The sequence below is a fragment of the Bizionia paragorgiae genome (genome assembly GCF_900107625.1).
GTDB classification, from domain to species: Bacteria; Bacteroidota; Bacteroidia; order Flavobacteriales; family Flavobacteriaceae; genus Bizionia; species Bizionia paragorgiae.
Genome location: NZ_FNQK01000018.1, coordinates 1 through 26,370, shown reverse-complemented (window position 1 = coordinate 26,370; position 26,370 = coordinate 1). Strand labels below are relative to the sequence as shown.

General features: G+C 34.1%; 27 protein-coding genes. 17 read left to right on the top strand and 10 right to left on the bottom strand.

Annotated elements, in window-relative coordinates:
- Positions 1-144: 144 nt before the first annotated feature.
- From BLV64_RS11995 to BLV64_RS11985, 3 genes are all read right to left on the bottom strand, one after another.
- Positions 145-2,199 (bottom strand): ATP-binding protein, encoded by a 2,055-nt coding sequence (locus BLV64_RS11995; RefSeq protein ID WP_092135825.1) that lies wholly within the window; start codon positions 2,197-2,199, stop codon positions 145-147.
- A gap of 271 nt (positions 2,200-2,470) precedes the next feature.
- Positions 2,471-4,024, bottom strand: coding sequence for a M28 family peptidase (locus tag BLV64_RS11990; RefSeq protein ID WP_092135823.1), 1,554 nt, complete (start codon positions 4,022-4,024; stop codon positions 2,471-2,473).
- A 90-nt stretch (positions 4,025-4,114) separates the two neighbouring features.
- Positions 4,115-5,152 (bottom strand): M28 family metallopeptidase, encoded by a 1,038-nt coding sequence (locus tag BLV64_RS11985; RefSeq protein ID WP_092135820.1) that lies wholly within the window; start codon positions 5,150-5,152, stop codon positions 4,115-4,117.
- A gap of 228 nt (positions 5,153-5,380) precedes the next feature.
- Here BLV64_RS11985 and BLV64_RS11980 point away from each other — a divergent pair, with 228 nt between their 5' ends.
- The 6 genes from BLV64_RS11980 (at position 5,381) to BLV64_RS11955 (ending at position 9,245) form a co-directional block, all read left to right on the top strand.
- The gene (locus BLV64_RS11980; protein ID WP_092135817.1) at positions 5,381-6,379 is read left to right on the top strand and encodes a metal-dependent hydrolase; all 999 of its coding nucleotides are present in this window, start codon (positions 5,381-5,383) and stop codon (positions 6,377-6,379) included.
- A gap of 329 nt (positions 6,380-6,708) precedes the next feature.
- Positions 6,709-6,921, top strand: coding sequence for a hypothetical protein (locus BLV64_RS11975; RefSeq protein ID WP_092135814.1), 213 nt, complete (start codon positions 6,709-6,711; stop codon positions 6,919-6,921).
- Positions 6,921-7,820, top strand: a complete 900-nt coding sequence (locus BLV64_RS11970; RefSeq protein WP_092135811.1) for a J domain-containing protein — start codon at positions 6,921-6,923, stop codon at positions 7,818-7,820. Before BLV64_RS11975 ends, BLV64_RS11970 begins: the two co-directional genes overlap by 1 nt.
- A gap of 1 nt (position 7,821) precedes the next feature.
- Complete coding sequence (locus tag BLV64_RS11965; protein WP_092135808.1) at positions 7,822-8,112, top strand: chaperone modulator CbpM; 291 nt, start codon at positions 7,822-7,824, stop codon at positions 8,110-8,112.
- 155 nt (positions 8,113-8,267) lie between these two features.
- A complete protein-coding gene (locus BLV64_RS11960) occupies positions 8,268-8,723 on the top strand; it encodes a pyridoxamine 5'-phosphate oxidase family protein (protein WP_092135805.1) in 456 nt (151 codons plus the stop codon).
- Between the two features lie 51 nt (positions 8,724-8,774).
- A complete protein-coding gene (locus tag BLV64_RS11955; RefSeq protein WP_092135802.1) occupies positions 8,775-9,245 on the top strand; it encodes a YqiA/YcfP family alpha/beta fold hydrolase in 471 nt (156 codons plus the stop codon).
- A gap of 109 nt (positions 9,246-9,354) precedes the next feature.
- On the opposite strand, the gene BLV64_RS11950 is transcribed toward BLV64_RS11955, so the two are convergent.
- The gene (locus BLV64_RS11950; RefSeq protein WP_092135799.1) at positions 9,355-10,473 is read right to left on the bottom strand and encodes a T9SS type A sorting domain-containing protein; all 1,119 of its coding nucleotides are present in this window, start codon (positions 10,471-10,473) and stop codon (positions 9,355-9,357) included.
- 450 nt (positions 10,474-10,923) lie between these two features.
- On the opposite strand from BLV64_RS11950, the gene BLV64_RS11945 reads away from it, so the two are divergent.
- Genes BLV64_RS11945 through BLV64_RS11935 form a run of 3 tightly spaced genes read left to right on the top strand, consistent with a single transcriptional unit; the run spans position 10,924 to position 14,631 of the window.
- Positions 10,924-11,979 (top strand): Fe(3+) ABC transporter substrate-binding protein, encoded by a 1,056-nt coding sequence (locus tag BLV64_RS11945; protein ID WP_092135796.1) that lies wholly within the window; start codon positions 10,924-10,926, stop codon positions 11,977-11,979.
- Positions 11,960-13,624, top strand: a complete 1,665-nt coding sequence (locus tag BLV64_RS11940) for an ABC transporter permease (protein WP_092135793.1) — start codon at positions 11,960-11,962, stop codon at positions 13,622-13,624. The genes BLV64_RS11945 and BLV64_RS11940 overlap by 20 nt, the downstream gene beginning before the upstream one ends.
- Positions 13,625-13,626: 2 nt before the next feature.
- The gene (locus BLV64_RS11935) at positions 13,627-14,631 is read left to right on the top strand and encodes an ABC transporter ATP-binding protein (protein WP_092135790.1); all 1,005 of its coding nucleotides are present in this window, start codon (positions 13,627-13,629) and stop codon (positions 14,629-14,631) included.
- 87 nt (positions 14,632-14,718) lie between these two features.
- Here the strand turns inward: BLV64_RS11935 and BLV64_RS11930 are convergent, their stop codons facing one another.
- The 6 genes from BLV64_RS11930 to BLV64_RS11905 form a co-directional block, all read right to left on the bottom strand.
- The gene (locus BLV64_RS11930; RefSeq protein ID WP_092135788.1) at positions 14,719-15,255 is read right to left on the bottom strand and encodes a hypothetical protein; all 537 of its coding nucleotides are present in this window, start codon (positions 15,253-15,255) and stop codon (positions 14,719-14,721) included.
- 254 nt (positions 15,256-15,509) lie between these two features.
- Positions 15,510-16,526 carry an alpha/beta hydrolase gene (locus BLV64_RS11925; protein ID WP_092135785.1) on the bottom strand — a complete coding sequence of 339 codons (1,017 nt, stop codon included), beginning with the start codon at positions 16,524-16,526 and terminating at the stop codon, positions 15,510-15,512.
- A 4-nt stretch (positions 16,527-16,530) separates the two neighbouring features.
- Positions 16,531-17,715 carry an ABC transporter permease gene (locus tag BLV64_RS11920; RefSeq protein ID WP_092135782.1) on the bottom strand — a complete coding sequence of 395 codons (1,185 nt, stop codon included), beginning with the start codon at positions 17,713-17,715 and terminating at the stop codon, positions 16,531-16,533.
- Positions 17,716-17,722: 7 nt separating this feature from the next.
- A complete protein-coding gene (locus BLV64_RS11915) occupies positions 17,723-18,682 on the bottom strand; it encodes an HlyD family secretion protein (RefSeq protein WP_092135779.1) in 960 nt (319 codons plus the stop codon).
- Between the two features lie 12 nt (positions 18,683-18,694).
- Entirely contained in the window at positions 18,695-20,077 is a 1,383-nt protein-coding gene (locus BLV64_RS11910) for a TolC family protein (RefSeq protein WP_092135776.1), read from the bottom strand.
- Between the two features lie 83 nt (positions 20,078-20,160).
- Positions 20,161-20,733, bottom strand: a complete 573-nt coding sequence (locus tag BLV64_RS11905; RefSeq protein ID WP_092135774.1) for a Crp/Fnr family transcriptional regulator — start codon at positions 20,731-20,733, stop codon at positions 20,161-20,163.
- Between the two features lie 224 nt (positions 20,734-20,957).
- Between BLV64_RS11905 and BLV64_RS11900 the strand changes: the two genes are divergently transcribed.
- The 8 genes from BLV64_RS11900 to BLV64_RS11865 all read left to right on the top strand — a co-directional run bounded on the left by BLV64_RS11900 (position 20,958) and on the right by BLV64_RS11865 (position 26,271).
- Positions 20,958-21,482, top strand: a complete 525-nt coding sequence (locus BLV64_RS11900; protein ID WP_092135771.1) for a DUF6933 domain-containing protein — start codon at positions 20,958-20,960, stop codon at positions 21,480-21,482.
- A gap of 68 nt (positions 21,483-21,550) precedes the next feature.
- Positions 21,551-21,991, top strand: a complete 441-nt coding sequence (locus BLV64_RS11895) for an SRPBCC domain-containing protein (protein ID WP_092135768.1) — start codon at positions 21,551-21,553, stop codon at positions 21,989-21,991.
- Positions 21,992-22,199: 208 nt separating this feature from the next.
- Positions 22,200-22,754: a GRAM domain-containing protein gene (locus tag BLV64_RS11890; RefSeq protein ID WP_092135765.1), complete on the top strand. Its 555-nt coding sequence runs from the start codon at positions 22,200-22,202 to the stop codon at positions 22,752-22,754.
- Between the two features lie 268 nt (positions 22,755-23,022).
- Positions 23,023-23,430 (top strand): hypothetical protein, encoded by a 408-nt coding sequence (locus BLV64_RS11885; protein WP_092135762.1) that lies wholly within the window; start codon positions 23,023-23,025, stop codon positions 23,428-23,430.
- A 537-nt stretch (positions 23,431-23,967) separates the two neighbouring features.
- Positions 23,968-24,549, top strand: coding sequence for a hypothetical protein (locus BLV64_RS11880; RefSeq protein WP_143034163.1), 582 nt, complete (start codon positions 23,968-23,970; stop codon positions 24,547-24,549).
- A gap of 266 nt (positions 24,550-24,815) precedes the next feature.
- Positions 24,816-25,268, top strand: a complete 453-nt coding sequence (locus BLV64_RS11875) for a hypothetical protein (protein ID WP_092135756.1) — start codon at positions 24,816-24,818, stop codon at positions 25,266-25,268.
- A 117-nt stretch (positions 25,269-25,385) separates the two neighbouring features.
- A complete protein-coding gene (locus BLV64_RS11870; RefSeq protein ID WP_092135753.1) occupies positions 25,386-25,721 on the top strand; it encodes a hypothetical protein in 336 nt (111 codons plus the stop codon).
- Between the two features lie 28 nt (positions 25,722-25,749).
- A complete protein-coding gene (locus BLV64_RS11865; protein ID WP_143034162.1) occupies positions 25,750-26,271 on the top strand; it encodes a hypothetical protein in 522 nt (173 codons plus the stop codon).
- Positions 26,272-26,370 lie beyond the last annotated feature (99 nt).

The following is a 26,370-nucleotide window of genomic DNA, read 5'->3' as shown; positions in this document are numbered from 1 at the left end:
GTGCTATTTTGGGTTTTTGTAGTTTAACAGAGGCTTAAATCGTCTAGAATAGTGCCGTTTTGTAGGCTGTTAGGTTCTACTTATATTCTTAGCTGTAAATTATTATAAAGGAGGCGCACCTAACGAACATTATTGATGCGTGTGTTAATCGAGCTTATTAGAAAAATACTTCAGTAAGACCTGAGATAGTTTTTCTTTAGATAAAGGTTTTGTTAAATACTCTGCCATACCTTTTTCTATAGAATGCGTAATGGCTTGTCTAGTAACATCTGCCGATAAACCAAAAATTAAAATGTCCTTATTGGTTTCTCTAATAATTTGAGTTGCTTCAAATCCATCCATTATGGGCATATGAATGTCCATTAAAATTAATTGATACTGATTTTCTTTTACCTTATTAATAGCTTCAGCTCCATTAATAGCCTTTTCGGATTGAATGCCCAGATGTTCTAGAAGTTTAGATAATACTAAAAGATTAGTTTTATTATCATCTACGATTAAAACCTTAAAATCTTTAAAATGAATGGCTTTGGAGTCGGTAGTTTTTTCATCCTCAGTTAGTTGTTTAGAGATCGTAAAAGGTAAAGAGATAACAAATTCGGTACCCCTTTGAATATCACTGTCTACAGTAATAGTACCACCCATAAGTTTAATCAAATTTCTACTTATAGAGAGTCCCAAACCGCTTCCTTTATGCTTTTTCTTTATCCCAACATCCAGCTGTGTAAAGCGTTCAAAAATACTTGACAAATTATCTTTTGGTATACCAATACCCGTATCTTTAATACTGATTTTAACGTTGAGTTTATGCTCTATTATTTGCTCTTCATATCTAATAGTTACGCCACCGGTATTTGTAAATTTCAGTGCGTTTTTAATGAGGTTTATAAGGATCTGATTGTATTTTCCTTCATCTCCTACTACGGTAGCATTGCTCGAACCAATACATTCTAAATTTAAATATAAGTTCTGTTGTTTAAATTTTGTTTCGTACTGACTTACAATCGAGGCAATTTCTTGCGAAGGTTTAAAAATGAGATTTATAAGATGTGTTTCTCCAGATTCAATTTTATCGAATTCCAAGACATTATCAACCAACGATAGTAAGTTTTTAGAGGATTTATCCATTAGCTTTAGATAGGTCTTATTTGTTTCCGTATCCTTGGAATATTTTAAGATTTCTATAAATCCTAGTATAGCATTTAATGGCGTCCTTATTTCATGACTCATATTAGATAAAAACTCTGTTTTAGCTTCCGAAGCTTTTTCTGCTTTCTTTCGTTCTTTGATTATTTTTTTGTTAGATTTTTTTAATCGTTTGTACGCTTTTATTGCACGCGAGTTTTCTTTACGAGATCTAAAGTAAAAATAGATGATAAGACTAAGTGAAGAGGTTAATACCAACCCGAAAATAAGCATGATCGAAATGGAAATAGTGTTACTCTTTAAAACAGTTGATAGTTTTGGCTTCATTATTAACGTCCATCGCTGATGGTCTAATTGATCAATTGTAAACGTTTTTAAAAAAGTAACATCAGAGTGTGTCGTATCTATTTTGTCTAAATCATGTGTGTAAAAGGAAGAGCCTTTGTCATCTTTTACTTCAATAGCATAATTTTCTACGTTTTTCGAAAACTTATCTAGGTTGTTTTTAAAATCCATACCCGCGGTAATAGTACCTTGTAATGAGCCTTTAAAATACACAGGAATGTCTACTAAAAACGCATACCCTCCTTGAGTAAGTTCAGCCCACGGTGTTATATTGGTAGATTTATCGATGGTGTGTTTCATCCACTCATTTCTACGGTAATCAATTTTAGAAATATCTAGGTTTATGCTTGCTTCATTCCCCTGTAATGGCGTCGTCTTTTTTATAATCATGGAACTGTCAATCCATTGAATAAACTTAAAAGACGGGTTTTGTCCTATAATGGTCTGTGCATCATGTTCCCAATAATTAAAATAACTACCATTAGTTATTTCTAACCTGTTTTTTAAATTTTCTAAAATCCGAATGTCTTTTTGTATAGCATGGCTAATATCTTCACTGAGGTGTTCTCCAGAGAATTCGATGTCATTAACAAGTTCTAATTTTTGGTCGTTCTTATATCTATCCCATATAAAAAGGACAAATAGGTTGAGTAGTATAAAGGCAAAAAGAGCTATAAAAAACTCTTTCTTCTTAATAATAGATACCATTTTTTAGTATAATTGTTATCAATATTAGCACTGTATAAGGACTTAGGGTAAACTAATATAAAACGAAGGTAATCATTTTATTTTTTTATTAATACTTAGCCTTAAGTATTTACATTTTATTTTAAGCGTGATTCGGTGCTAAGTAGTGGGTGATCTTTTTATTTTTAAGTAGGTATAACTCAGGGTAGGTATATAACTATAAAATAAAAAGGCTTCATAATAACGGTGGTTACTATGAAGCCTTAAGAACGGTATAAATAAACTTATCTACTTATTCTGTTGCTTTGTCTACTATAATTCGAGCATCGCGATTAGCTAATTCCCATGCCGTATAAAATATAAGACGGGCACGGTTTTCTAATAAGTCGTACTCAATTTTATCTGGGGTATCTGTAGGTTTGTGGTAGTCGTCGTGTGTACCATTAAAATAAAAAATACAAGGCACATTGTTTTTTGCAAAGTTGTAGTGGTCAGAACGGTAGTAAAAACGATTTGGATCGTTTTCAGCATTGAATGTGTAATCTAAATCGATGTTCATGTATTTTGAATTCATCATTTCAGAAATTTCATGTAGTTCAGTACTTAACTTATCGCTACCAATAAGGTATATGTAGTCTCTGTTTTTCTTTTCGCGCTTTGGATCGATACGACCAATCATATCTATATTTAAGTTTGCTACTGTGTTTGCTAATGGGAAAATAGGGTCGTGGTCTGTATAATAGCTAGAGCCTAAAAGACCTTTTTCTTCAGCGGTAACATTTAAAAATACAATAGAACGTTTTGGTCCATGTCCCGCCGCTTTAGCTTTTGCAAAAGCTTGAGCAATTTCTAATACTGCTACAGTTCCAGAACCGTCATCATCAGCACCGTTATAAATTTCCCCATCTTTAACACCTTCATGATCTAAGTGTGCAGAAATTACGATATACTCCTCTGGCTTTTCACTTCCTTTAATTACAGCAGCAACATTTTCTGAAACGATTTTTTCTGAATTGTTAGTGAAATCTAAGGTCATATTTGTTTTAACAACCTTTGCTGTATTATTCGTTTCAATATCACTAACTAGGCTTTTTGCTAAGTCGGTATTGATTAAAAAATAATACATGTCATCACTTTTCACATCTAAAGTCATACGTCCGCTAGGGTTTCCAAATCTAAAAGCAGCCATTTTGTACACTTCAGGGTAATAGAAGAGTACAGCTTTAGCGCCCTTTTCTTTAGCAATATCTCTTTTTTTAGCGAATTGTGTTCTGAATTCAGACCATTCTGAAGCTTCAGTTGTTCCTGTTAAAAGGTAAGTCCCATCAGCATTTTTAGGCTCTCCAGATTTAATAACAACCACTTTGTTTTCTACATCTAATCCATCATAACTTGAAAACGTATCTGTTTCAAATCCGTAACCCGCATAAACAATTTCGTTAGCCGTAATTGTTTGTGTATTACCAGCACCTACCGATACTAAATCGTCAACGTAAGTAAAAGCTTTACCATTTACACTTAGGGTAACATCAGGCTTACCTAGAACTTGTAAAGGAACATTCTGAAAGTAATCGCCATCTTTTTTTGCAGCAGGTACACCATCTTTAATATAGTGTTCTTTAATATAATTTACTGCCATTTTCTGACCAGGAGCACCAGTATCACGCCCTTCAAATTCATCGGAAGCGTAGGTGTAAAGCATTGTTTTTAACTCTGCTTGAGTGATCGTGTTGGCGTAAACCGACGGGTCGGCAGCTTTTTTAGTTGTTGTCGTTGTAGTCTGAGTTGTACTACCGCAAGAAGAAAAAAGAAGCGATAAGGCAACTAGATAAAGTGCTTTTTTCATAAAAAGTATGTCTATAATATGTTTGATTAATTGCTAAAAATACATGAAATAATGGGGTTTTTAGTAATTCATTAACAATCTTTAACAGTTCTACATATCTTTATTGTGTACTAAATGGTATTCTTGGTTTGCCAATTGCCATGCTGTAGCAAAAATAAGTTGTGCTCGCTTTTGTAAAAGTCTATAATCTATTTTGTCTGGGGTATCGGTAGGCTTGTGGTAGTCGTTGTGTTCTCCATTAAAGTAGAAAATAACTGGAATATTGTGTTTTGCAAAATTATAATGATCAGAGCGGTAGTAATATTGGTTGGTATCCTCTTCATCATTAAACGTATAATCGAGTTCTAGGTTTGTAAACATTGCATTTATTTTTTCTGATGTAAAATGCAAATGCTTACTTAGTCTGTCAGCACCAATCAGGTATATATAATTAGGATTGTTCTTGTGTTTTTCATCTATGCGACCAATCATATCTATATTTAAGTTAGCCATTGTATTTTCTAGACTAAATATGGGATTGCTAACGTAATAGCGCGAGCCGTATAAACCAATTTCTTCGGCTGTTAAATGAAGAAAAACAAGACTTCTTTTAGGGGGGTATCCTGCTGACTGTGCCTGTTTAAAAGCCTTGGCGATAGCAAGCATGGCAACGGTTCCAGAGCCATTATCGTCGGCTCCAAAGTGTATGGAGTCGTTTTCAACCCCCATATGATCTAAATGGCCAGAAATGATAATGAGTTCTTCAGGAACTTTCGAGCCCTTTATATAAGCGACTACATTTGCCGAGCTGTTAACGCCTTGTGGTAAAAAGGATTGCGGTACAGTTTGATAGTAGGTAGAGTCTCCAACAGCTGGTAAAATATGCTGTGTCTTGTAAAATTCTTTTAAAAAAGCAGAGGCTTTAAGCTGTCCAGGTTCTCCTACTTTTCTGCCCTCAAACGCTTTGGAGGCAAAGGTGTGTAAATTGTGTTTTAACTCTTCAACAGAGATGGTATTAGCGTATGTGGCTATGGCTGTACTATCATTCACCTGAATACTGTTTTTTAAGTTGTCGATTTTGGTGCTGTATTTCGTAGTCGCACAAGAACCTATAAGAGTGAAAGCAGAGAGAAGAATAAAGGACTTCATAATAGTGTGTTTTTAGGGAATACAATACTACAATTTTTATCAGAATTAGAACTTGATTTTAGTGGCGTGTAATCGTTTTAATTCAGCGTTTCTTTAATTAAAAATAGAGTGTCTTTCGTTTTTAATGCTGTGTTAAGGAGGTAACGATTAAAATGTGTGCACTTAAAAAATAGGCATAAACTATTTAGATTGCTTAGCTTTGCCAATTCAAAAATCGTTTACAAAACCATGGATTCATTAACACAAATTGTACTAGGGGCAGCGGTAGGGGAAGCTGTTTTGGGACGTAAAATTGGTAATCGTGCTATGTTATATGGAGCGATTGCGGGTACGATTCCAGATTTTGATGTTTTGGCATCTCATGTTACCGATACGGTAAGCGCACTTGAAATTCATCGGGGGTTTACTCATTCTATTTTCTTTTCGGTAGTTTTTGCGCCCTTTTTTGCGTGGTTAGTAACGCGATACGACAGCCATAAAAGTATTAAAGATTGGTCGTGGTTGTTTTTCTGGGCTTTTATAACACATCCTATTTTAGATGCTCATACCACTTGGGGAACACAGTTATTTTGGCCTTTCGATTTACGCTTGGCCTTTAAAACAATTTTTGTAATCGACCCCTTGTACACCCTGCCTTTCTTAATGTGTGTTATTTTGGCTATGCTGCAGCATAGAAGCTCTAAGAAACGCCGATTTTATAATCGTTTAGGGTTAATATTGAGCACAACCTACTTAGGATTAACTTTGGTTTTTAAAGGCATGGCGTATACTCAGTTTGAAAAGGCTCTAAAAGAACAGGGGATTGCCTATAGAGAACTAGAAACCAAACCTTCCGCTTTAAATACCATATTGTGGTGTGCTAATGTCGAAACGGAAAACGCATACCTGATAGGATATTATTCGTTTTTTGATTCGCAACCCATCACTTTTGTGTCCTATTCTAAAAATCACGATGCCCTTGGCGAATTAAAGCATTCAGAGAAAATACAACGTATGATTACCATTTCTAAAGGCTGGTATACCATTTCAAAAAAAGAGGGTCAGTTGTATTTTAACGATTTGCGATTCGGATTATTAAGTATACAGCCCGATGCTAAAAACTTTGTGTTTAGTTATTTGATTAATGTGACTAACGATGGTAAAGTAAACCTAATTGAAGCTCCAAAAGGGAGACGAGAAGGTAAAAAACTTATGAAAGATTTGTGGCAACGCATTAAAGGTAATTAAGAGGCTTAAAGAATTAAAAGGTATAAGTACCATGCTTAAACGTAGGCCTGAAATCGGCCTGTAAATTTTTTAGTAAGTCTATACAAATAGGTCTTAAATCTTGCCTATAAGCTGTTGTAACTAGAATTTAATCTACAGCTTTCTTAATTGAATTTGTACTTTTAAGATCGGATGCGATTAAAAGCCCAATATAAATATGAATACGCGTTTTTCTTATAAGCTAATAAATCGTTAAAGACTAGAGTGTTATTGGGATATGAGTTTCTTTTTTCGTATCTTAAAGTTAATAATTAACTGAGTAATTATATTACTGTAAAATGTTTTAAATTATGAAAACACTTCATGAACTTCTTAACAAAGTCACCACATTAACAATGCGTCTTAAAACGGAGTACCCTGAGCTTTATGTGTATCTTGGTGAAGATCCGATAACTATTCCATCGGTAAGTGATCCTCACATGGATGCTACTATATTGAAGGAATATATTTCGAGTTTAAAAGGCATGCTTAAATCTCATTTAAAACCCAAGTCTAAACACTAATGGCGTATATAGATTACTATAAAGTGTTGGAAGTGTCCAGGGACGCTTCTGATAAAGATATAAAAAAAGCCTACCGGAAACTTGCGAGGAAATATCATCCCGATCTTAATCCTAATGACAAAGAAGCTGAAAAGCGATTTAAAGCACTTAATGAGGCGAATGCCGTATTGAGTAATGCCGAAAATCGTAAAAAGTATGACGCTTATGGCGAGCATTGGGAAAATGCTGAAGCTTACGAACAGGCACAGAAACAACAAGCAAGACAGCAGCACAGTAATCAGCAGTATCGAGGACAGCAAGGTGGACAGCAGTTTACCGACGATGAGTTTTCAGACTTTTTTAGTTCGATGTTTGGTGGTCGTGCACAATCTCAAGGCCGACAAGTTAAATTCAAGGGGCAAGATTATACCGCCGAATTACAAATTGATATTAAAGAAGCCTACACCACACATAAACGAACCCTTACCGTTAACGGTAAAAATATTCGTATAACTATTCCTGCAGGCGTAGAGAATGGGCAAGTCATTAAAATTAAAGGGCACGGTGGAGCCGGTGTAAATGGTGGGCCTAATGGTGATTTGCTAATAACCTTTTCCATAGTAAATACTACGGCTTTTAAACGCGATGGTAACCACTTGTATACCACGGTTGATTTAGATTTATATACGGCCTTACTAGGGGGAGAGCTCACTGTAGATACTTTTAATGGTAAGGTGAAGCTTAGTATAAAGCCAGAAACCCAAAATGGTGCTAAAGTGAAACTTAAAGGAAAAGGCTTTCCTAAATATAAAAAAGACGGTCAGTTTGGAGACTTGTTTATTACTTACCAAGTAAAAACACCAACACAACTTACCGATAAGGAAAAAGCACTGTTTACCGAACTCTCAAAATTACGATAACATGGATACGACACACTTAATCTCTATACAGCAGTTTTGTAAGCATTACCAAGTACCCGTAACCTTTATTAATGCATTACAAGAGTACGAATTGGTGGAAATCACCGTTACAGAAACCGATCATTTTATAAAAACGACTCAAATAAATACGGTGGAGAAAATGATGCGTTTGCATTATGATCTTGATATAAATTTGGAGGGTATCGATGCTATTTATAATTTATTGCAGCAAGTGGAAAGGCTGCAAGAAGAAGTGCGTATGCTTAAAAATAAATTAAATGCCTATCAATAAATTCACAGGTGCCTTAAAGGAATTATTAGCGGCAGACTATATAAAGAGGTGCTGTGTTGGAAATAATACGCTAAGCTGACTAAAATCAGTCGTTGTAAACATAGGTTTTATTAGTTTAGCATTTCTATAAGGCGTTTTAAGTAAGCAATTAAACTATGAGAAGAACATTAAAAGACAACGAGAATCTAAGGATTCTAGAAGATAATTATATTGGTAATTTGGGGTATATCTCTCAAAATAAGCCGTTCGTAGTGCCTATTACCTATTTCTATAATAAGGAAAAACATGCTATTATAGGCTATTCGGCCATGGGGCATAAAATCCGCGCACTTCGCGAAAATCGTGAGGTTTCTTTATTGGTCACCGATATCGATTCTGTAAATGCTTGGAAATCTGTTTTAGTACACGGTAAATATCAAGAACTGTCTACTAGCGAAGCGAAGTCGCAAATGCATACCTTTTCTTTAGGGGTTAAGGATTTAATAATTAATAACGAATTAAGAACCGTAAATTTTATTGAAGAATTTTCGAGTAAAATTGACACTGACGATTATCCTATCGTCTTCTTAATTCATATTGATGAGATTACTGGACGTATTCGTACCGAGTAGTTTTAATGCTCATTAAAAGAAAAAGATTTTAATTTAAAACTGAAATATAGAATGAATATACTTTATTTGCACGGGTTGATGAGTAGTAATCAATCCGTTAAAATTGATTGGCTGAAGGAGAAACATACGGTGTTTAATCCGCTTCTAAAATATAAAGACCCCGGACAGTCTATTTTTGCAGATTTAGAAGATCTTATTGAAAATAATACAATCGATTTAATAATAGGGAGTAGTATGGGAGGTTACTTAGGGTTTCATCTAGGTAATAGATATCAGATCCCTACTTTATTGTTTAACCCCGCGCTAGCAAAGGAAAGTGAATTTAAGCCTGAAGTTAAAATTGTAGATAATACCAGTATTTTACACACTCTTGTGTTGGGGCAAGATGATGAGGTTGTGATTCCGTCACAGACCCTTCAGTTTTTGAAAGCTAATAACACTAATTTTGTGTATACTTTTGAACCCATGGGACATAGAACGTCTTTCGACGTGTTTAAAAAACATTTTGGATTACTAAAATAGGGCAAAGGTGAGTTTTAATACTTTCGCCATAATCTAAAGTAAGGGCTTTATACCTTTAAAAATTAAAAAGCTCCAGTTGAAAAACTGGAGCTTTTGTTAAAATATGATTTTACTCTTTCACCATTTTTTTTCTCACTACCGACTCGCCATTTTTAATGGCCACAATATAGATTCCTTGCTTTAAATCTTGGACATCTACAGTGTGGGCCGATTTGTTTTGGGCTTGGTTAATTCTAGCGTTTTTAACACGCTGTCCTGAAAAGTCATAGATCTCTATCTCGTAATCTAAGGTGTTATCTGACTGAATAACCAATTTTAAATCGTCTTTTACCGGGTTGTTGAAATGTACAGGTGAGTCACCTACTAAAGCGGGTTTGCTTAATTGCATTGGTAAGAGCAATTTATTCATACAGGTTTTAAATGTTTTAGTGAACGTGTAATCAGTCCATCCGTAATTACCAGACGTTATTTGGTGTACTATAGTGTTTCCACTAAGCGATGTACTCTTATAAAATAACTTAACAGTATACGTTGTATTGGTATTACAACTATAAAAACTGTTGTTAGCAATGGTGTTATTTGGTGAAGTCGAATTGGCTAAATTGGTTAACTTAACTAAGCCATTTTGATTACAATTATTAGTATTCGGCGTGGTTTGAAGATACAGTTTACTAGCATTGGTATACGAACCGTGGATGGTTAAGCCTATATACCCATTGTATTTGCCTTTTTTATCTTTTTTACATTTCGCTCCTAGTGTTAAATTTAAAGTAGGGGTGGCTTCTTTTAGTATAATGACCCTAATTAGTTGTCTAGAACCTGAAATTTCGCTACCGTTACAAAGGCTTTTAACGGTGTAATAATGGGTGCCTACAGGTAGATTCTGTATTTTATACCACTTATGTAAGCTTGTATTCGTATTATTTGAATAGGTGGAATTATTCGAATTTACGTTAATCATCGTCGCACCCGGGCAGTAAACGCTCGAGTAGTCTGTTCTTAAGTTGAGCTCATTTAAGGTAGAACTGTAAAAAGGAATAGTAATTTCGAAGGTTTTGTGGGTGTCTACACCGTTAGAGTTGCCATAAACATTTTTCTTCACTGCGTTACTATAAGTCGAAAAATCAACTTCAATCGAATTTAGAGCAAATGATGAATAGGACAAGGATAAAAAAGCAATAAACAGCGCTGTTTTTATCGTTTTAGAATGGTTTAATTTTAGTTTCATAATAGTAATGTTTTTTATATCCCTACTCTTTTAGCTTTTCGGGTTCCGCTTCTTGTTTTACATGTGATGATGGGTAAAATGTGTTCTTATAAAATGTGATTTAAAAAGGGTTTGTATTTCTATATCAAGTCTTATTAAATATTGTTACCCTTAATTATTATGTTTTATTAGAAAAGCTCGTGTATCGGAATTACTCCCTGTATTTAGTATGGTATATTCCGTTAGTGGAAAAAGACTACTGGTTATAAGCGGCAGAATTGTGATGAGGTTCTAGAGTTGTGTGTTTTATATCTTGCTGAAGCTGTGAGGCTCGTTTTGTAGCCATTATGGATTCTAATTGCTTCGTAGTATAAAGAGTTTTAAAGAGATGTTAATTTATAATAATCGTATTCAAGTTTTTATTTATATCCATTCTAAACTATTATATTTGCATCTGTAAAAAAACATATCATGAAGAAAATACTATTAGCAATAACAGCTTTTTCACTACTAGCTTCTTGCGGCAAGGACAATAAAAAGAATGAAACTACAGTAACCCCAGAATCATCAAAAGATCAAGTGGTAAATGTGTATACACACCGCCACTATGAGCCGGATCAAAAGATTTTCAAATTGTTTGAAGATAAGACTGGTATTAAAGTAAAGGTGATTAATGCTAGCGCTGATGAGTTGATTCAGAAAATGAAAATGGAAGGAAAGCAATCTCCTGCCGATGTACTAATCACGGTAGATGCGGGACGATTAAGTCGAGCTAAAGATGAGGGCTTATTACAAAGTATAAAATCTGATGTTTTAGAACAATCGATTCCATCATATTTACAAGATGTCGATAACCAATGGTTTGGCTTAACTAAAAGAGCGCGTATTATAGCGTATTCAAAAGACAGAGTCAACCCTGAAGACCTTACAACTTACGAAGATTTAGTGAACCCGAAATGGAAAGGGAAAATTTTAGTCCGATCGTCTTCAAATATCTATAACCAGTCGTTAATGGCTTCAATTATTGCTAACGACGGTGAGGAAGCGGCAAAAGAATGGGCAAAAGGAATGGTTGCTAATATGGCACGTTCTCCAAAAGGATCAGATAGAGATCAGGTAAAAGCAGTTGTTGCTGGCGAAGGTGATTTGGCTATTGTAAATTCGTATTATATTGGTAAAATGTTGAATTCACCAGATGCAGAAGAGGTGAAAACAGCTCAGCAAATTGGTTTATTTTTTCCGAACCAAGACGATAGAGGAACACATATTAATGTGAGTGGTGCTGGTGTTGCAAAGTATGCTCCTAATAAGGAAAATGCCATTGCTTTTATCGAATTTTTAATTGGTGAAGAGGCACAGAAAATTTTCACAGACTCGAATTACGAGTATCCAGTTCTTGAGAGTGTAATTCCTGTTGAAGATATTAAGGTGTGGGGGGAATTTAAAGAAGATAATTTAGGTCTAAATAAGTTAGGCGAACACAATAAAAAAGCAGTGTTGATTTTTGATGAAGCAGGTTGGAAATAAAGACGAGGCATTTTCGTTAAAAACACGAATTAAAAGGCTTAAAAGAGATAGTAACAAGTGGTCAGTTTTTACACTGGCCATTGTTTTTTTCTTGGCTTTACCTATTGTATTTATCGGCGTAGAACTATTTGCTGGTCCAGGAGAATCGTGGAGCCATATTGTAGACTACCTATTGCCCGATTACATAGGTAATTCCTTTTTTCTTGTTTTCTTTTGTAGCATTCTCGTTCTTGTTTTCGGGGTCTCTGCGGCGTGGTTTGTTTCGCGATACGAGTTTCCTTTTCGAAAACAAATGGAGTGGCTTTTAATTCTTCCATTAGCAATACCCTCTTATATTGTGGGGTATGCCTATGCTGGTATTTTCGACTATGGGGGGAGTATGGATCTATTATTTCGAGAAGTCGGCTTGACCTTTATTCGTATAGATATTATGAATAGAGCAGGACTTGCATTCGTATTAAGTATTTCTCTGTTTCCCTATGTTTATGTGAGTGCAAGAGCCTTTTTTCTTAACCAAGCGAATAATCTTTTAGAGGCTTCAAAAATGTTAGGGGTTAGTGAGGTTAAAACATTTTTTAGACTGATGTTACCACTTGCGCGACCGGCCATTGTTGCCGGATTAGTTTTGGTCTTAATGGAAGTGCTTAACGACTACGGAGCAGCAAAATATTATGGTGTAAATACGTTTACAACAGGAATTTTTAGATCTTGGTTTTCTCTTGAAGAGCCTCAAACCGCCGTTTACCTTTCCGCATTGCTTATCTTAATCATTTTTGTTTTAATCCTGATTGAAAAATGGCAGGTGCGTAAGATGAAATTCACCTCATCTAAAAGTAACAGTAAGCAAATTCAGCGTAAACCTACAAAAGGCATCATGAAAGGTTTTATCTTTTCGGTTGTATTTTTACCTATCCTTTTAGGTTTTGTTTTACCAGTAGTACAATTAATCTATTGGGCTGTGTTAACAGCAGCTACCGTTTTTGATATGGAATTTATTATGATTTCTGTTCAAAGTTTTGCTATCGCTATAGCTTCCGCAGTAATTACTGTGTTCTTTGCGCTTATTCTAATTTACTTTTCAAAATGGAGCACCCTTAGCGCCATAAAAAATATTTCTAGAGTCGGTGTTTTAGGTTATGCTATTCCTGGTGCCGTTATAGCCATTGGGATTATGATTCCTACTCTGGCCTTAGATAAATGGTTGATTAACGTGTTGGGTAATTTTGGTATCGATTCAGGGCTTATTATTAATGGTACGCTAATCGCATTGCTTTATGCTTACGCCGTTCGTTTCTTAGCAGTGGCTTATAATCCTATAGATTCGACAGCTTTAAAAGTAGATAATTCTATACCTGACTCTTCAAAAGTCTTAGGAGTAGGGAATTTAAAAACCTTTTTTAAAATTGAATTTCCTCTGATTAAAACCGGGGTGTTTAGTGCTGTAATTTTAGTGTTTATAGATGTTATGAAAGAATTACCACTCACCTTGATATTGAAACCCTATCATATAGATACTTTAGCAGTAAAAGCTTTTGAGTATGCAAGTGATGAGATGGTTATGGAAGCGTCAATCCCATCTCTTTTCATTATCTTTACGGCGATGATACCAGTAATATTTTTAAATAAATTATTGATTAAAAAATAAGCATGCTAACAATAAACTCCCTTTCAAAAAGCTATAATAAAGGTAAGAACTTTGCCTTGGAGGATGTCACTTTTAATTTAAAGGCTGGACAGGTCTGTGCGATTGTAGGAGAGAGTGGGAGTGGGAAAACCACTTTGGTGCGCTTAATTGCTGGTTTAGAGCGCCCTGATCACGGTAGTATTGTCATGGGAGATAAGGTAATCGCCTCTTTAGATAAATTTGTACAGCCCGAGAAAAGAAAAATCGGATTGGTTTTTCAAGAGTATGCCTTGTTTCCACACTTAACCATATTAGAAAATGTGCTATATGGTATTTCAAAAATAAAGCATAAAAGAAAACGCGCTCAAGACATGCTTGACTTGGTGGGTTTAAGTGATTTAGGAGATCGGTATCCGCACCAATTATCTGGAGGGCAGCAACAGCGTGTCGCTTTGGCAAGAGCGCTTGCTCCGGAACCGTCACTATTAATCTTAGACGAACCTTTTAGTAACCTAGATACCATGTTGCGTACCCAATTAAGAAATGAGGTATTCGATATTATAAAAAAAACAGAGGTAACCGTATTATTTGTAACCCACGATACACAGGATGCACTTTCGGTAGCTGATGAAATATTGATTTTGCAAAATGGTAAAGTCATTCAAAAGGACGTCGCGGCAAATTTATATGTTAACCCTAATACCTTATACGTCGCTTCTTTATTTGGAAGTACAGTGCATATAAATAAAAACTTGCAACACGCCTTCCGTTGTCCGCTAAAAGAAACCTGTTGTTATGCTATCCGTAATGAAAAGATAAAGGTAAGTCCGTCGTCTTCAGATACAGATTGTGAATACATTACTACAGCACAAGTTATTAAAAAAATTCAATTAGGAGAATCTATCCAACTGCTTTTAAAACTGGATTCTGGAGAGCAGTTAACGGTAATGACTCAGGATAAAAATATTGCCGACACCATTTTTATAGGATTCAATTCTACAGATATTTTAGAATTTGAAAATGAGTAGGACGTTCACGTCCTAGTAATAACGAACTGTAAATGGTAAATTTGTAGGGGTAACCCGAGGGGTCTTAGGATCTAATTTGTTACTTTTTTACCAAAATTTCCACCATGCTTTTGGTTCGCTTTGTTCAAAAGATTTACTAGAATAGATCGCAATGATATGATGGTAATTATCTTGGTTGATAGCTGTCCATTTAAAAGGGACTTCTGTGGTGCTTAGCTTTTTGATTTTTCCACCAAAGTCGTATAAGAAGCTTTCATTTTTAGAATTTACTGCATGTACATTATCGAAAGCCGTGTCAGTTTTAGACACATAAATCATAAGCCATTCTCCGTAATTAAACTCATAGGTCTCATTAATTTGCGAAGTTTGATAGTAACCACTTAGTTTAGGTGAGAATTTGTCATAGCCTTTAGGGTAATTAATGTAATTCACAAAATAATTGAACCTTTCAAAATCTGGTTGGACTGAAAACAAGATTAAAAAAGAATCATAATTTCCCTTTTCTCTATACAGCTGGATGCCGTTTACAAATTCGGTCTCTGAATATAGATTAGCTAAATCCATTAAGATACGTTCTAAGTCTTGTTGATTAACGTTTTTAACTAATATGTAGTTCTCCGACATGTGTTACTCTAGTATTACATTACTGGTTTAAAATCTGTTTTTTATTTGTGTAATCAGAAAGGACAGCACTAAGTTTTTACTCGAACGCTTCCAAAGACTCTACCGTATCATGAATATAATCGTTTTTATCTACTGTTGCTTTATAGGGCAAGATAAAGTTTACAAAGCGCTAGTAATGAGATGAAAATAGTATTAATTAAAAGCTTCGCCATAGCGTATAGTAGCAATTGTGTTTAGTGCTTTGGTTCGATTATTTAACCGCTAGCAAGTGCTTCACTTTGATAAGACTCTTGGTTGACGTGCTGGTCTAGCCAATCAAATACCCTTTTGTACGTTTCCTCTCTAACCGTTTTTTGTGAAAGCACTAAATCGTGCATGCCATTTTTAATTTCGCAGGTACTTACATCACCTTTTATTTTATTGGCATAATGTTTAATGTGGTTTACATTTAAAACTGAATCTCCTGTCATAAAGCGATCGGACCACTTTTTGTCTGAAATTGTTTTATCACTATACAATACGAGTAGGGGAACATTGAGGGTTATAGTGTTCTGAACGAGGTTTTGTGCCTGATGAATGGCAGCAATAAAACTTAAGGTCACATCTGGAATATCATGAGGTTTCCAAACTAGCGAGTAGTTCCACTCGCCATACTTGTCGTGGTGAAGACTATAGCCATACAGTCTTGAAAAGCCGCTAGAAATCGTTTGGTTTGGATAATAACGACTAAGAAAGGATAGAATTGGGGCTCCGATTTTTCTCTCTAAGACACTAAGATTAAATTCATAAAACGGACTGTTGCAAATCACACCGTGAAACAAATCACTATTTAAGTGTCGTCCGGCATAATACGTTACCGTAAGTCCGCCAGTAGAATGTCCGATTAAAATAACCTCTTCGTTTTTTTCTGCTTTAATGTGGTGTAAAGCCTCGGTAATGTCTTCATCATATTCCATCAATGAACGCACATTATTTAATTTTTGATGAGGCATATACGAACGCCCATACTTTCTTAAATCTAAGGCGTAGAAATTATAGCCTTCAGCATTAAACCGATTAGCCATTTGGGCTTGAAAAAAATAGTCATTAAACCCATGAATGTATAACACGGCTTTAGGCGTTTGCTTTTCTGATTGTTTGCGAACTAAGGTTGCTTTTACTTCCCCTTCATAGTCATTTGAAAAAGCTAGAGTTAATTGCTCAAAGCCATCACCAAGTACATCGGGGGAGTACGATCTCTTAATAGGATTTATAATATTATTCGCTTGCATAACACTAGTTTTGGGTGTCGTTTACGAGGCGACTTTGTTTTTTTCTTTGTCTAGAAATCTTAAATTGAAGGAGAATTACCATGGCAATGAAAGTAATTAAGATGATAAGTAATAACATATTGATTTCTGGAGCAATGGCTTTTAAATCACCACCATAAAAGGCTACTTTTCTAAAACCACTTAAAAACTGTGTTAATGGAATACATTGTGCTATGGCGTTAATAGAATCAGGGATTGCCATCGAAGGCCATGTAAATCCACTCAATACAAATGCTGGCGTAGAGATTACCATGAGTAATTCGGTAGCCTTTAATTGACTCGGAATCGCAATCGAAAACAGCATACCTATGGTCATAGAACCTAAAGTTAATAAGCTAACTAATACCAACATCGGGAAATTGTAAATAGCAGCGTCGATTTTAAAATAAGGTATAAAGAGACTCACTAGAAACCACATAACCGGTATCATTAGTATAAATGGAGTCGATTTAAGTGCTATATGATAAAGAGACCATTTGCTTTCTTTTACCAAATCACCAAAATAACCATCTTCAAAATCTCTAGCAAATACTAAGGCCATCGCTAGAAATATAATTTGTTGCATGATTCCAGCCAGTAATCCCGGAAGCATAAAAGTGACGTAATTCCCAGTAGAATTATAGAGTTTATTAAAGTTAATTTTAAAACTCTCATAGGCTGACTTCGCCTGATCGGCATTCATACCTTGTTTTTTAAGCCCCTCTATTTCTATCCCCGCGTTTAAAGTCATTAATACCGACTGTATGTGTTTACTTGCAGTGTTGGCATTTAATATGTTAGCCATGTTTAAATCTACACGAACTTCGGGGTGTCGCTTTTGAAGGATATCAGCTTCGAAATTGGTCGGAAACGTTACTACGGCAGCATATTGCTCGAAAGGCATTTCTTCTTTAATAGTTCCCGGAGTAAATCTTAAACTTTTTACCAATAACCCCTCATTATCCTCGAAGGCATCAATAATTTTATCTGTCGTCGGACTGTTATCTTGGTCAATAATAACAATAGGTAGGTCGACCACTTTAGCTTGCTGATAGACATAGCCGAATAATACCCCATAAAGAATAGGTGCTCCAAAAAAGATAGCGAGTAAAACGTTATTCGAAAATATCCGTTTAAACTCTATCCGCAATAATTTTAAAAACGTTGTCATGGCTATATTATTTAATTAGGATCGTTGCATTTAAATAAAACACGTGATCACTAGTTTTTTCGGTCGGTACGACTTTAAGCTCATAAATAGATTCTGATAATTCGTATAATGGCGCGGTGCTCGTAATATCGGCATATTGAGCTAGTTGTTTAATAGCTACAATTTTGGCGTCGACTTCCTCTTTAGTGTAGGGATTAACCAGTTTTAGAGGCATATCCACTTTAAAGTCATACACTTTAGATTCAGGAACTGTAAATCTAAAATAAACACTATTTGTTTTATAACCGTTAATTAAGGTGTAACCGGGAGAAAGCAACTCGCCCTCTTTTAGGCTAATGGTTTCGACAGACATATCAGTAGGAGCAATCACATATTTTTCGTTGGATGCCGAAATCACTTCATCTTTAACCCCCATAGCACGATCCAATTGCCCTTTGGCTTGATTTATTTGTTCTATTCGCGCTCCATTTATAGCTTCGTTACGTTTAGCTTCTAAGGCGTCTACTTGCGCCTGTGCCATATTTAATTTCATTTTAACTTCGTCAAATTGTTGCTGACTTATTAAAGAGTCTTTGTACATGGCTTGCATTCTTTGGTAAGATTCTTTGGCAAACTCTAACTGTGCATTTCCGGAATTTAACTGACCGTTTATTTGGTTTAATTGATCTTTTGTGGCCCCGTTAAATGCCATGTCTAACTGCCCTTGAGCTGCTTTAATGGCACCGTCAGCTTGTGTTAATTTAGCGCTAACTTCTGGGATGTCAATATAGGCTAAAGTGTCTCCTTTTTTTACGTTTTGACCTTCCTCAATATAAATTTTCTCGATTCTTCCGGCTAGCTTACTGCTTATAGAAATAGTTTCAAACTTAACCTTTCCGCGGTAGGAGGTAATCGGTTCATCGTTTCCGCACGAGTATAATGTTAATAAAGCAATAAGACTGATACATATAGTTTTGATAGTGTTCATTTTTTTTCGGTATTATTTATAAAAAGAAGTGAGTTGCCCTTTCGCATGAAGCCTATTTGTACTCGCTCGGCGTTGATCGAAATAGGACTCTTGTAATTTAAAATTAGCTTTCTCTAAATCGGTTAGAGCTTCTATAACATCATTAATAGAGGCTAGGTTGTTTTTGTATTGTTTATTAATCATCTCATAGGTAGCCGTAGCCAATTCAACCTCCTTTTGAGCTATGACGCTATTTTGCAGTGACGATTCATATTCCAGTTGCGCTTTAATAATACTCATAGCTATGAGCTCTTCGGCTTCTTCTCGTTGTGCTCTGTATTTCTGACTTTCTAATTTTGATTTCTGACTCTTTAATTTTGATTGCATGCCGTCGAAAACCTGCCATTTAATACCCACGCCAATAAACCATTTGGGATCTAACAGAGACAAGTCTTCCTCAATAAATTCATAATGACCTTTTAAAGCCACTTTAGGGATAAAATGGCTTTTTTCCATTTTTGACTTGTAAAGCGCTGCTTGCTCGGCAGCTTCAAGGGCCTTAATTTCATTGCGCTTATCGGTAGCTGTATTAGAGATAACCGTTATCGATTGTAGTTTAGGGTTTAATAAAGCGAGGGCTTCTTTGTGTTCTCCAGTAAGCTGATGTAGCACTTCGATTAATAAGATTCTATTGTGATTAAACTCTAATTCTTTAGAGGCTAATTGCTGCTGTGCTAATTCAATTTTCTTTAGAGAAATAGGGATAGCCAAACCATTTTCGATCGCCTTTTTTACATAGCGTTCCTGTTCGCTTAAGTACGCTTTCGTGGCGTTTATAACCTCTTTTGATGCATAAACTAAAGCAAGCTTGTCGTAGGCTTCAATTATTTTTAAAGCGATTTTGTCTTTTTCGGCATAACCAAGGTAGTTTAGCGACGTTTCTTTATGCTTACTAGCTTTAATAGCATTATGAGCTTCTAAACCACTAAATAAAACCCAGTCTAAATCGACCGAAGATTTTAAGATGTTTTTATCCTGAAGGTTTGGTATTTCGGACAAGGGAATGCTTTCTGGAAACGGACTGTTAAAAGGCATACCAATAGCTTCTTTAATAAGTAGTTTTTGCGTGCCCATTAGTAAGTTCTGGGTGTCCCCATCTAAAGTAAGATCGTCATTAAGTCGCGTAAAACTCCCGTTAAATGTGATTTTAGGAAGGAATACGGTCTTGGCCAAATTCTGATCTATTTTTGCTTGCTCGGCGTCTAAATTATTAATGGTAAGGCTATGGCTTTTATCTAGACCTTTGCTTATAAGATCTTTAAGCGCGGGGTCTAATTGCTGTGCCTTTGCCGTATAAATATTGATCCCAATAATAGCAAGAGTTAAAATAATTGTTTTAGATATGTTTGTATTCATAATACCTGTTTTTATAATAGCTATGCAAATATCCTAAAGATAAAGCTATTTTCATTTGACCTAAATCAAATAACAGAAAAGTATTACAAATTCATATCGTTTTTTCTTATCCTACTGAGTGTTTCTTGGGTCATTCCGAGGTACGAGGCAATATGTCCTAGAGGAACACGGTGAGCAATATTCGGGAATTCAGCAATCATATAATCATAGCGCTCTCTAGCCGTTTGAAATTGAATAGCATTTAATTTTTGAGCGACTTTGGTAAGCATGGTAATCGCTAACAGCCGAGTAAACCGTTCCATAGTGTGATATTTTACGAGTAAATGGTTTAAATCGTCGTACGAAACACTGTATAACACGGAATCTTCTAAAGTTTCTAGATAGTAATAGCTTGTACTTTGATTAAAAAAACTGTCGGCACTAGACATAAATACACCATCGCCAAAGAACCATTGGGTGACTTCCTTACCGTCTTCTTTTAGATAATAGCTTCTTCCCATGCCTTTGTGTACGAAATATAACCGACGACAAACCTGTCCTTTTTTTACTAAAAGTTGATTCTTTTTAACGTCTTCCTTGGTGAAATACGAAAGAATGTCTTGTAATTCATCGTGTGAAAACGCAACATAGGAAGTAAGAAAATCGGTTAAATACATAAAGAGTTGAATTGAAACTAAGGCTGTATAAAAAGCTCTAGGTTTAAGGACTGTAATTTAGGTAATCCAAACTTGAAAAGGAAATTATAGTGTGAAGAGTATAATTAAGGTGGTGATGTGGTTTTGAAAGGAGCTTCACAAGGGTGTAATTGTGTTTTTTTTTTTCTAAATTAGATGCTGAAAACATACAGTCAATCTTATAAAACAATGTTTTGCATAATTTAATGAAAACACCAGTCTACACATCAAAAAAGCTTGAAAAATTGATAAAAAAACTGATTCAAAAAGATTCAAGTGACCAATGTGGTATTTTGGGAAAATGGAATGCAACTGTTTTTTATATGGATAGAAAAAAGTGTTGGCTAATTTCAAATGCAAAAACTCAATATGTGGTTGTATTAACGGACATTAAAGTGGCGGATTTTAAAAATATTGAGCAACTATTTAAAAATGCGCTTTATGGACAGTTAGTGTATGACGGAATAGTAACGGAATTTGAAAATGTAAGCCTTGAAATTGGTGAACTTGAATTTTTACCTACCGATAATGATAGAAAGACTATTGGTTTTCAAAATCAACATCTACATGAATTGGAGTGGAGGAAACATGAGTTTGGTAGCTTAGATAACATGCCTATTAAAGATTTAGTAAATCGATTGAATACAAGTCCTATTCATATTGGAAAAGGACGTAAGGTTTCTGATTATTCGGATGCGATAGAGGAAATGAAAAAACTGTTAGTCCATTAAAACTAAATGCAATACGGCTTATACCGAGAGCGGTCATTTGGACTAAATCAAAACATAAATTAAACAATATGAAACTAGAATCCAAGGCAGTTATACAAATTCAAAAACCGATTAAAGACGTTTTTCAGGGGATTGTAAATCCAGAGAAAATGACTAAGTATTTTATTTCTGAAAGTAGCGGAAGACTAGAGTCAGAAAAGGAAGTGATTTGGAAATTTCCTGAATTCGAAGAAGAGTTTCTTATTAAAGATATTAAAGTTCAAAATAATAGTTCAATTTCCTTTGTTTGGGACCCGGAAACTGTTGTGAAAATCACTTTAGAAAAAGTGCCAGATAATAGTACCATAGTACGAGTAAACGAAAATGGAAAGGAGTTTTCTGAAGAAAATTTAAATTGGGCCTTAGAGAATTCTGGAGGATGGGCAAATTTTCTGGCCTGTATGAAAGCATATTTGGAATACGGTATTCAACTTAGAAAAGGGGCGTATGACTTTATGAGAAAAAAATAAATAATAAATTCTTATCAAAATGAAAGTTACCGACAAAAACCATAAAAAAAAGTGTTTGCAAAGCCGTTTATATCCAATAACTTGGTTTTTACGAGCACACGAATACGACTTTGCCAGTTCACTGTGATGAGGTTCTGCGGATTCTTTAATTGTTATTTTTTTCTAAATTAGATGCTGAAAATAAGGTAGAACTGCAATCGACTAAACTATGGAAATAGGAAACAAAATGATGAAAATCAATTGGAAATACCGAATAGTATTCGCAATCGGTAATGCAATTCTTTACGCCGTATTATTGTGGGTGTTTGATTACTTCACAGATGAAGAGCTCTTTCCAATTAAAATGTTGATTATTCAAAGTGTTTTATTTGGGATTTTTTTCGGAATAGGATTCCCTTATATAAATGAAAAATTTGCAAGAAAATTTTCAAAGAAAGTGGAGAAGAACATCATACCGAATTTGGAAGTAGATGAAACTATTGAAATTGAAGGCCCTGGAAATTTATTTCGCGGCATGGAAGGCGTTGGAGGAAAACTATTCTTAACCAATAAAAAACTGATATTCAAAGCGCATAAAATTAACTTTCAAAGAGGGCAAACTGATATTGCATATCAAAACATCCAAGAAATTATAAAAAGAAAAACATTGAAGTTAGTAGATAACGGCATTAGAGTTGTAACAACGGATCATCAAGAATTTGATTTTGTGGATAACGAAAGAGATTTGTGGTATGAGAAAATTAACGAACGTTTAAAATTATAATGCAGTGCATTAAAGTGCTAGGTGAAATTCAGTGAAAACGCATTAATTTTTTGATACAGAAAATAGTAAAACATGTTTTTGTTAATATATTATGTTTGTTTTGTCTAGTTTGTAAGGGGCTTGGTTAGTGATCTCGGTAAGCAAACAGACTTACGACTAGCTTTAAAAGAGGACAGAATAGCTTATTACCCTGATTATAGTACCCGAAAAAGTGTATATTAGGTGTTTTATGACATGTTGGCAACAATATACCAATCACTCTCTGAAAATGGATTTTAAGAAAAAAATTAGTGAAATAAATATATTACCTAAAATGAATATAAACGCACCAACATTTGACTTACAAAGTTCGGAAGAAAAAACACAAATTGAAATTAGAGATTTAATGAATACGCAATTAAAAACTGCTGAATTACAATCTAAAATTTCTGACGTGCAATATAAGGTTTCATTATTCCTAACCATTGCTGCAATTATTATAAGTGTAATACCATTAGCGAAAGATTTTATATTTGAAAAACCGAACTATAACGAATCCATAATTCGAATATCTGAAACGCAATCACAACAATCTGAAACCATATCAAATATGTCCACTTATTTACTTGACCTTCAGAATAAAGTGCAAAGTTTGGAAAAAGAAAATGAATTACTGATTGAAAAGTTGAAAAAATAAATACTGTAGCCAACAAAGTACTGCGGCAAAGAACAAGTAAAAACTCATTAACTTTTAACTAAAGTACTTCTATAAGAATCATCATATATTAACCCAGATTTTGCAATTATTAGTGCCTGTTTTATTAGCTATTAAATACGGCGATTAATGTATTACCTGCCGCTACATTTTAATTTAATCTCGTGATTGTAAGAGTATTTTGAAGTGTGGCTGGAAGTACTAACTTACTTTCACTATTCTGAAAAAGTGTATGATAAACTTATTTCATTTTACGACACAGTTAGCCATGAAAACATTGCATAATAATGTGTATCATATTTGTTGAAAATAAGAAACAGGTTTCATGACGAAGGACCCTGATAGTCAAACCTATTTAAAAAGAATAGGTTGTTAGGTGTTTTTAAATATATACTGCATCGAACTCTAGTGTTTGTGAATAAAACTTCATATAATTAGGATAGTAAATCTGGTAAAAAATATTATATTGGCTACTTAAAATTAAGTTGTATACAAGTAAACCATAAATATTAAATGACTATGAATTTTAAGATTAATTTACTCTTTTTATCATTACTAATCGTTGTGTTAAGTTGTAGTGATAATGATAATGACACTGAAAATAATTTACCGATTCCGGAGCAACAAGCGAATAGCTTCTTTGTGAATGAAACTGAATACATTTTAACTAATGGAACTCTTGAGAATTATGGCGTAGATAACGACCCTACGAATGATTTTAACTATCAAGGTTCTAATTTTGATTTATACTTAACCTCTGAAAATATTGAAATCACATCTGATAACAATGGGGTTTTAGATTTGAAAGGTTATGGACAGCTTCTTTATTTTGAGTTGTTTTCAGAGAATGAAAACGACTTAAGTGAAGGGGATTATACAGCTTCAAACCAAGAACCTTACTCTGTTTTTACTTACGATATTGCAGAATATAGTATAGACTTTGACGAAGTTAATAGAAATACTATTGAAGTTATAAGTGGTACATTGAATATTCGAAAAGTTAATAATGAATATGAAATTACTATTAATTTAACTGATATTAATGGGGATTCTGTGGTAGGATACTATAAAGGAACACTTCAGCATTTTAACTATAATTAATAATTACCGTGGAATAATCGGTGTGAATACTTTGTGCTAGTCTGTCCTGACTTGTAAGCCATGATTAATTAACAATACTGAATTCAAGATAAACTAAAAAGAATATGTAAAAGATTAAATTTTTTTTTACTAAAAAATCAGATAAAATTAAAAAAATAAAAGATTCTGATTTAGCAGATAAGATTTCTGAAGAATTTGTTTTAGATGATAAAAACTCTAACCAAACCAAATTCGTTTTTAAGCAAATTAATATAAGAAATAAAATTTTGGACACTTATAAATGGACCGGCATTAGAATTATTATACACATCATTGTTTTATTCTTCTTCAGTTTCCTTCCAGAATTACCTGATTTCTTAGGTGTGATTATGGGTATTATAGCTTTAAGCCTTTTGGTTCACGTGTTTTTTATAATTATCCTTCCTTTTACAATTACGAAAAAGTTAATATTTCTTGTTGGAAATAAGAAAGGTGTAATAGAAAAGAAACTTATTGGTTTTAAGTCTCCCTTAATGGATTTAAACAGAATAAATCGTGTTGTTGTAACTAAAGAGGCTAAGTATTATTATTTTACTTTTAGAGAAAAAAAACGGGATAAAATACAAGAGAAAACGCCAATTTTAGCTGTTGAAGCTAGTAATTTAAATGAGTACAATACTTTAGTAGCGTTTATTAAAGATCATTTCTTATCTGGTACGAAAATAGATTTAACGGAATAAATCATGAATTTAAACTCTGCTATGTTTTATTTTTAAAATTATACAGCCATCATTATAAGTGGATTGTCTAGTTTAGCTAGGACTAATTTTTACGGTCATAAATTATATATTTGAATTATGGCAAAAAAATACGACAATGAATTAAAGATTACAGCTAGTGGTGGACTATCTTTTTTACCTTCTTGCGAAAATGGACAAATGACCGTCCATTCTGAACTTAGTACCGATGGTTCATTTTATAGTTATAGAATTGGGTTAAAGGCACTACATTTGGGTGACTTTGTATTGAGTTGTAATCACAGTTTTTTGACTATTGATCAGAGAAACGAATTCATTTTTGATGACTACCCTATAGAATTACACCCAAATCAATTAGGTTTTAACAAATGTGGAAATATCTCTTGGAGATTTGTAAATGAATCCCCAAAAGAGTTTTATTTTCGAGTAGAATAAAATGTTTAAAAATAAGATAAGGCACATATTGAAAACAATTATTTTACTCTTTAATATGTTGGTATTGTCCGTGTGTATTGCGCAAGAAAAAGAATATGCAGTTACCAAAAAAGGAGATACTTTATATGGCAAAATTACACGAGCTAATAGTTTCTTAAGCCCTTCAAAAGTTAGATTTAAACTCAAGGAATCAAACGGTAATAAGAGATTTTTATATCCTAACGGGGTTGAAACAATATATTCTCTAAAAGGTGTCGATGGTGAATGTATCATAAAATCGGTTTATGATAAGTGGTTTGTAAAAATGATTATTGATGGTAAAATAAAAGTCTATCAACAGCTTGATGGTGTTATCTTTTATACTTCAAAAGGCCATTCTGAAATTAAATTAACCGATTTTGGTGGACTAAATAATAGAAAGGACTCACACTCGAGAATAAGATTATTATTAAAAGATAATTCAGAAATTTTAAAAGAATTTGATGCCTTAGAGGGAACCCAAAACAATATTCTCTATATCATAGAAAAATATAATAATTTAGAAGAGTAAAACTGTGGAATTACTACATTAGACTAGACATTAAGTTGAGAGAATTTGTTTGCTAGTTATTATTTTAGCAATTATGAGAAGTAAAGCAAAACATTACAC

Coding starts and splice junctions, on each gene's coding strand:
- BLV64_RS11995 (WP_092135825.1), bottom strand. CDS start 2,199: ATGGTATCTATTATTAAGAAGAAAGAGTTTTTTATAGCTCTTTTTGCC.
- BLV64_RS11990 (WP_092135823.1), bottom strand. CDS start 4,024: ATGAAAAAAGCACTTTATCTAGTTGCCTTATCGCTTCTTTTTTCTTCT.
- BLV64_RS11985 (WP_092135820.1), bottom strand. CDS start 5,152: ATGAAGTCCTTTATTCTTCTCTCTGCTTTCACTCTTATAGGTTCTTGT.
- BLV64_RS11980 (WP_092135817.1), top strand. CDS start 5,381: ATGGATTCATTAACACAAATTGTACTAGGGGCAGCGGTAGGGGAAGCT.
- BLV64_RS11975 (WP_092135814.1), top strand. CDS start 6,709: ATGAAAACACTTCATGAACTTCTTAACAAAGTCACCACATTAACAATG.
- BLV64_RS11970 (WP_092135811.1), top strand. CDS start 6,921: ATGGCGTATATAGATTACTATAAAGTGTTGGAAGTGTCCAGGGACGCT.
- BLV64_RS11965 (WP_092135808.1), top strand. CDS start 7,822: ATGGATACGACACACTTAATCTCTATACAGCAGTTTTGTAAGCATTAC.
- BLV64_RS11960 (WP_092135805.1), top strand. CDS start 8,268: ATGAGAAGAACATTAAAAGACAACGAGAATCTAAGGATTCTAGAAGAT.
- BLV64_RS11955 (WP_092135802.1), top strand. CDS start 8,775: ATGAATATACTTTATTTGCACGGGTTGATGAGTAGTAATCAATCCGTT.
- BLV64_RS11950 (WP_092135799.1), bottom strand. CDS start 10,473: ATGAAACTAAAATTAAACCATTCTAAAACGATAAAAACAGCGCTGTTT.
- BLV64_RS11945 (WP_092135796.1), top strand. CDS start 10,924: ATGAAGAAAATACTATTAGCAATAACAGCTTTTTCACTACTAGCTTCT.
- BLV64_RS11940 (WP_092135793.1), top strand. CDS start 11,960: ATGAAGCAGGTTGGAAATAAAGACGAGGCATTTTCGTTAAAAACACGA.
- BLV64_RS11935 (WP_092135790.1), top strand. CDS start 13,627: ATGCTAACAATAAACTCCCTTTCAAAAAGCTATAATAAAGGTAAGAAC.
- BLV64_RS11930 (WP_092135788.1), bottom strand. CDS start 15,255: ATGTCGGAGAACTACATATTAGTTAAAAACGTTAATCAACAAGACTTA.
- BLV64_RS11925 (WP_092135785.1), bottom strand. CDS start 16,526: ATGCAAGCGAATAATATTATAAATCCTATTAAGAGATCGTACTCCCCC.
- BLV64_RS11920 (WP_092135782.1), bottom strand. CDS start 17,715: ATGACAACGTTTTTAAAATTATTGCGGATAGAGTTTAAACGGATATTT.
- BLV64_RS11915 (WP_092135779.1), bottom strand. CDS start 18,682: ATGAACACTATCAAAACTATATGTATCAGTCTTATTGCTTTATTAACA.
- BLV64_RS11910 (WP_092135776.1), bottom strand. CDS start 20,077: ATGAATACAAACATATCTAAAACAATTATTTTAACTCTTGCTATTATT.
- BLV64_RS11905 (WP_092135774.1), bottom strand. CDS start 20,733: ATGTATTTAACCGATTTTCTTACTTCCTATGTTGCGTTTTCACACGAT.
- BLV64_RS11900 (WP_092135771.1), top strand. CDS start 20,958: ATGAAAACACCAGTCTACACATCAAAAAAGCTTGAAAAATTGATAAAA.
- BLV64_RS11895 (WP_092135768.1), top strand. CDS start 21,551: ATGAAACTAGAATCCAAGGCAGTTATACAAATTCAAAAACCGATTAAA.
- BLV64_RS11890 (WP_092135765.1), top strand. CDS start 22,200: ATGGAAATAGGAAACAAAATGATGAAAATCAATTGGAAATACCGAATA.
- BLV64_RS11885 (WP_092135762.1), top strand. CDS start 23,023: ATGGATTTTAAGAAAAAAATTAGTGAAATAAATATATTACCTAAAATG.
- BLV64_RS11880 (WP_143034163.1), top strand. CDS start 23,968: ATGAATTTTAAGATTAATTTACTCTTTTTATCATTACTAATCGTTGTG.
- BLV64_RS11870 (WP_092135753.1), top strand. CDS start 25,386: ATGGCAAAAAAATACGACAATGAATTAAAGATTACAGCTAGTGGTGGA.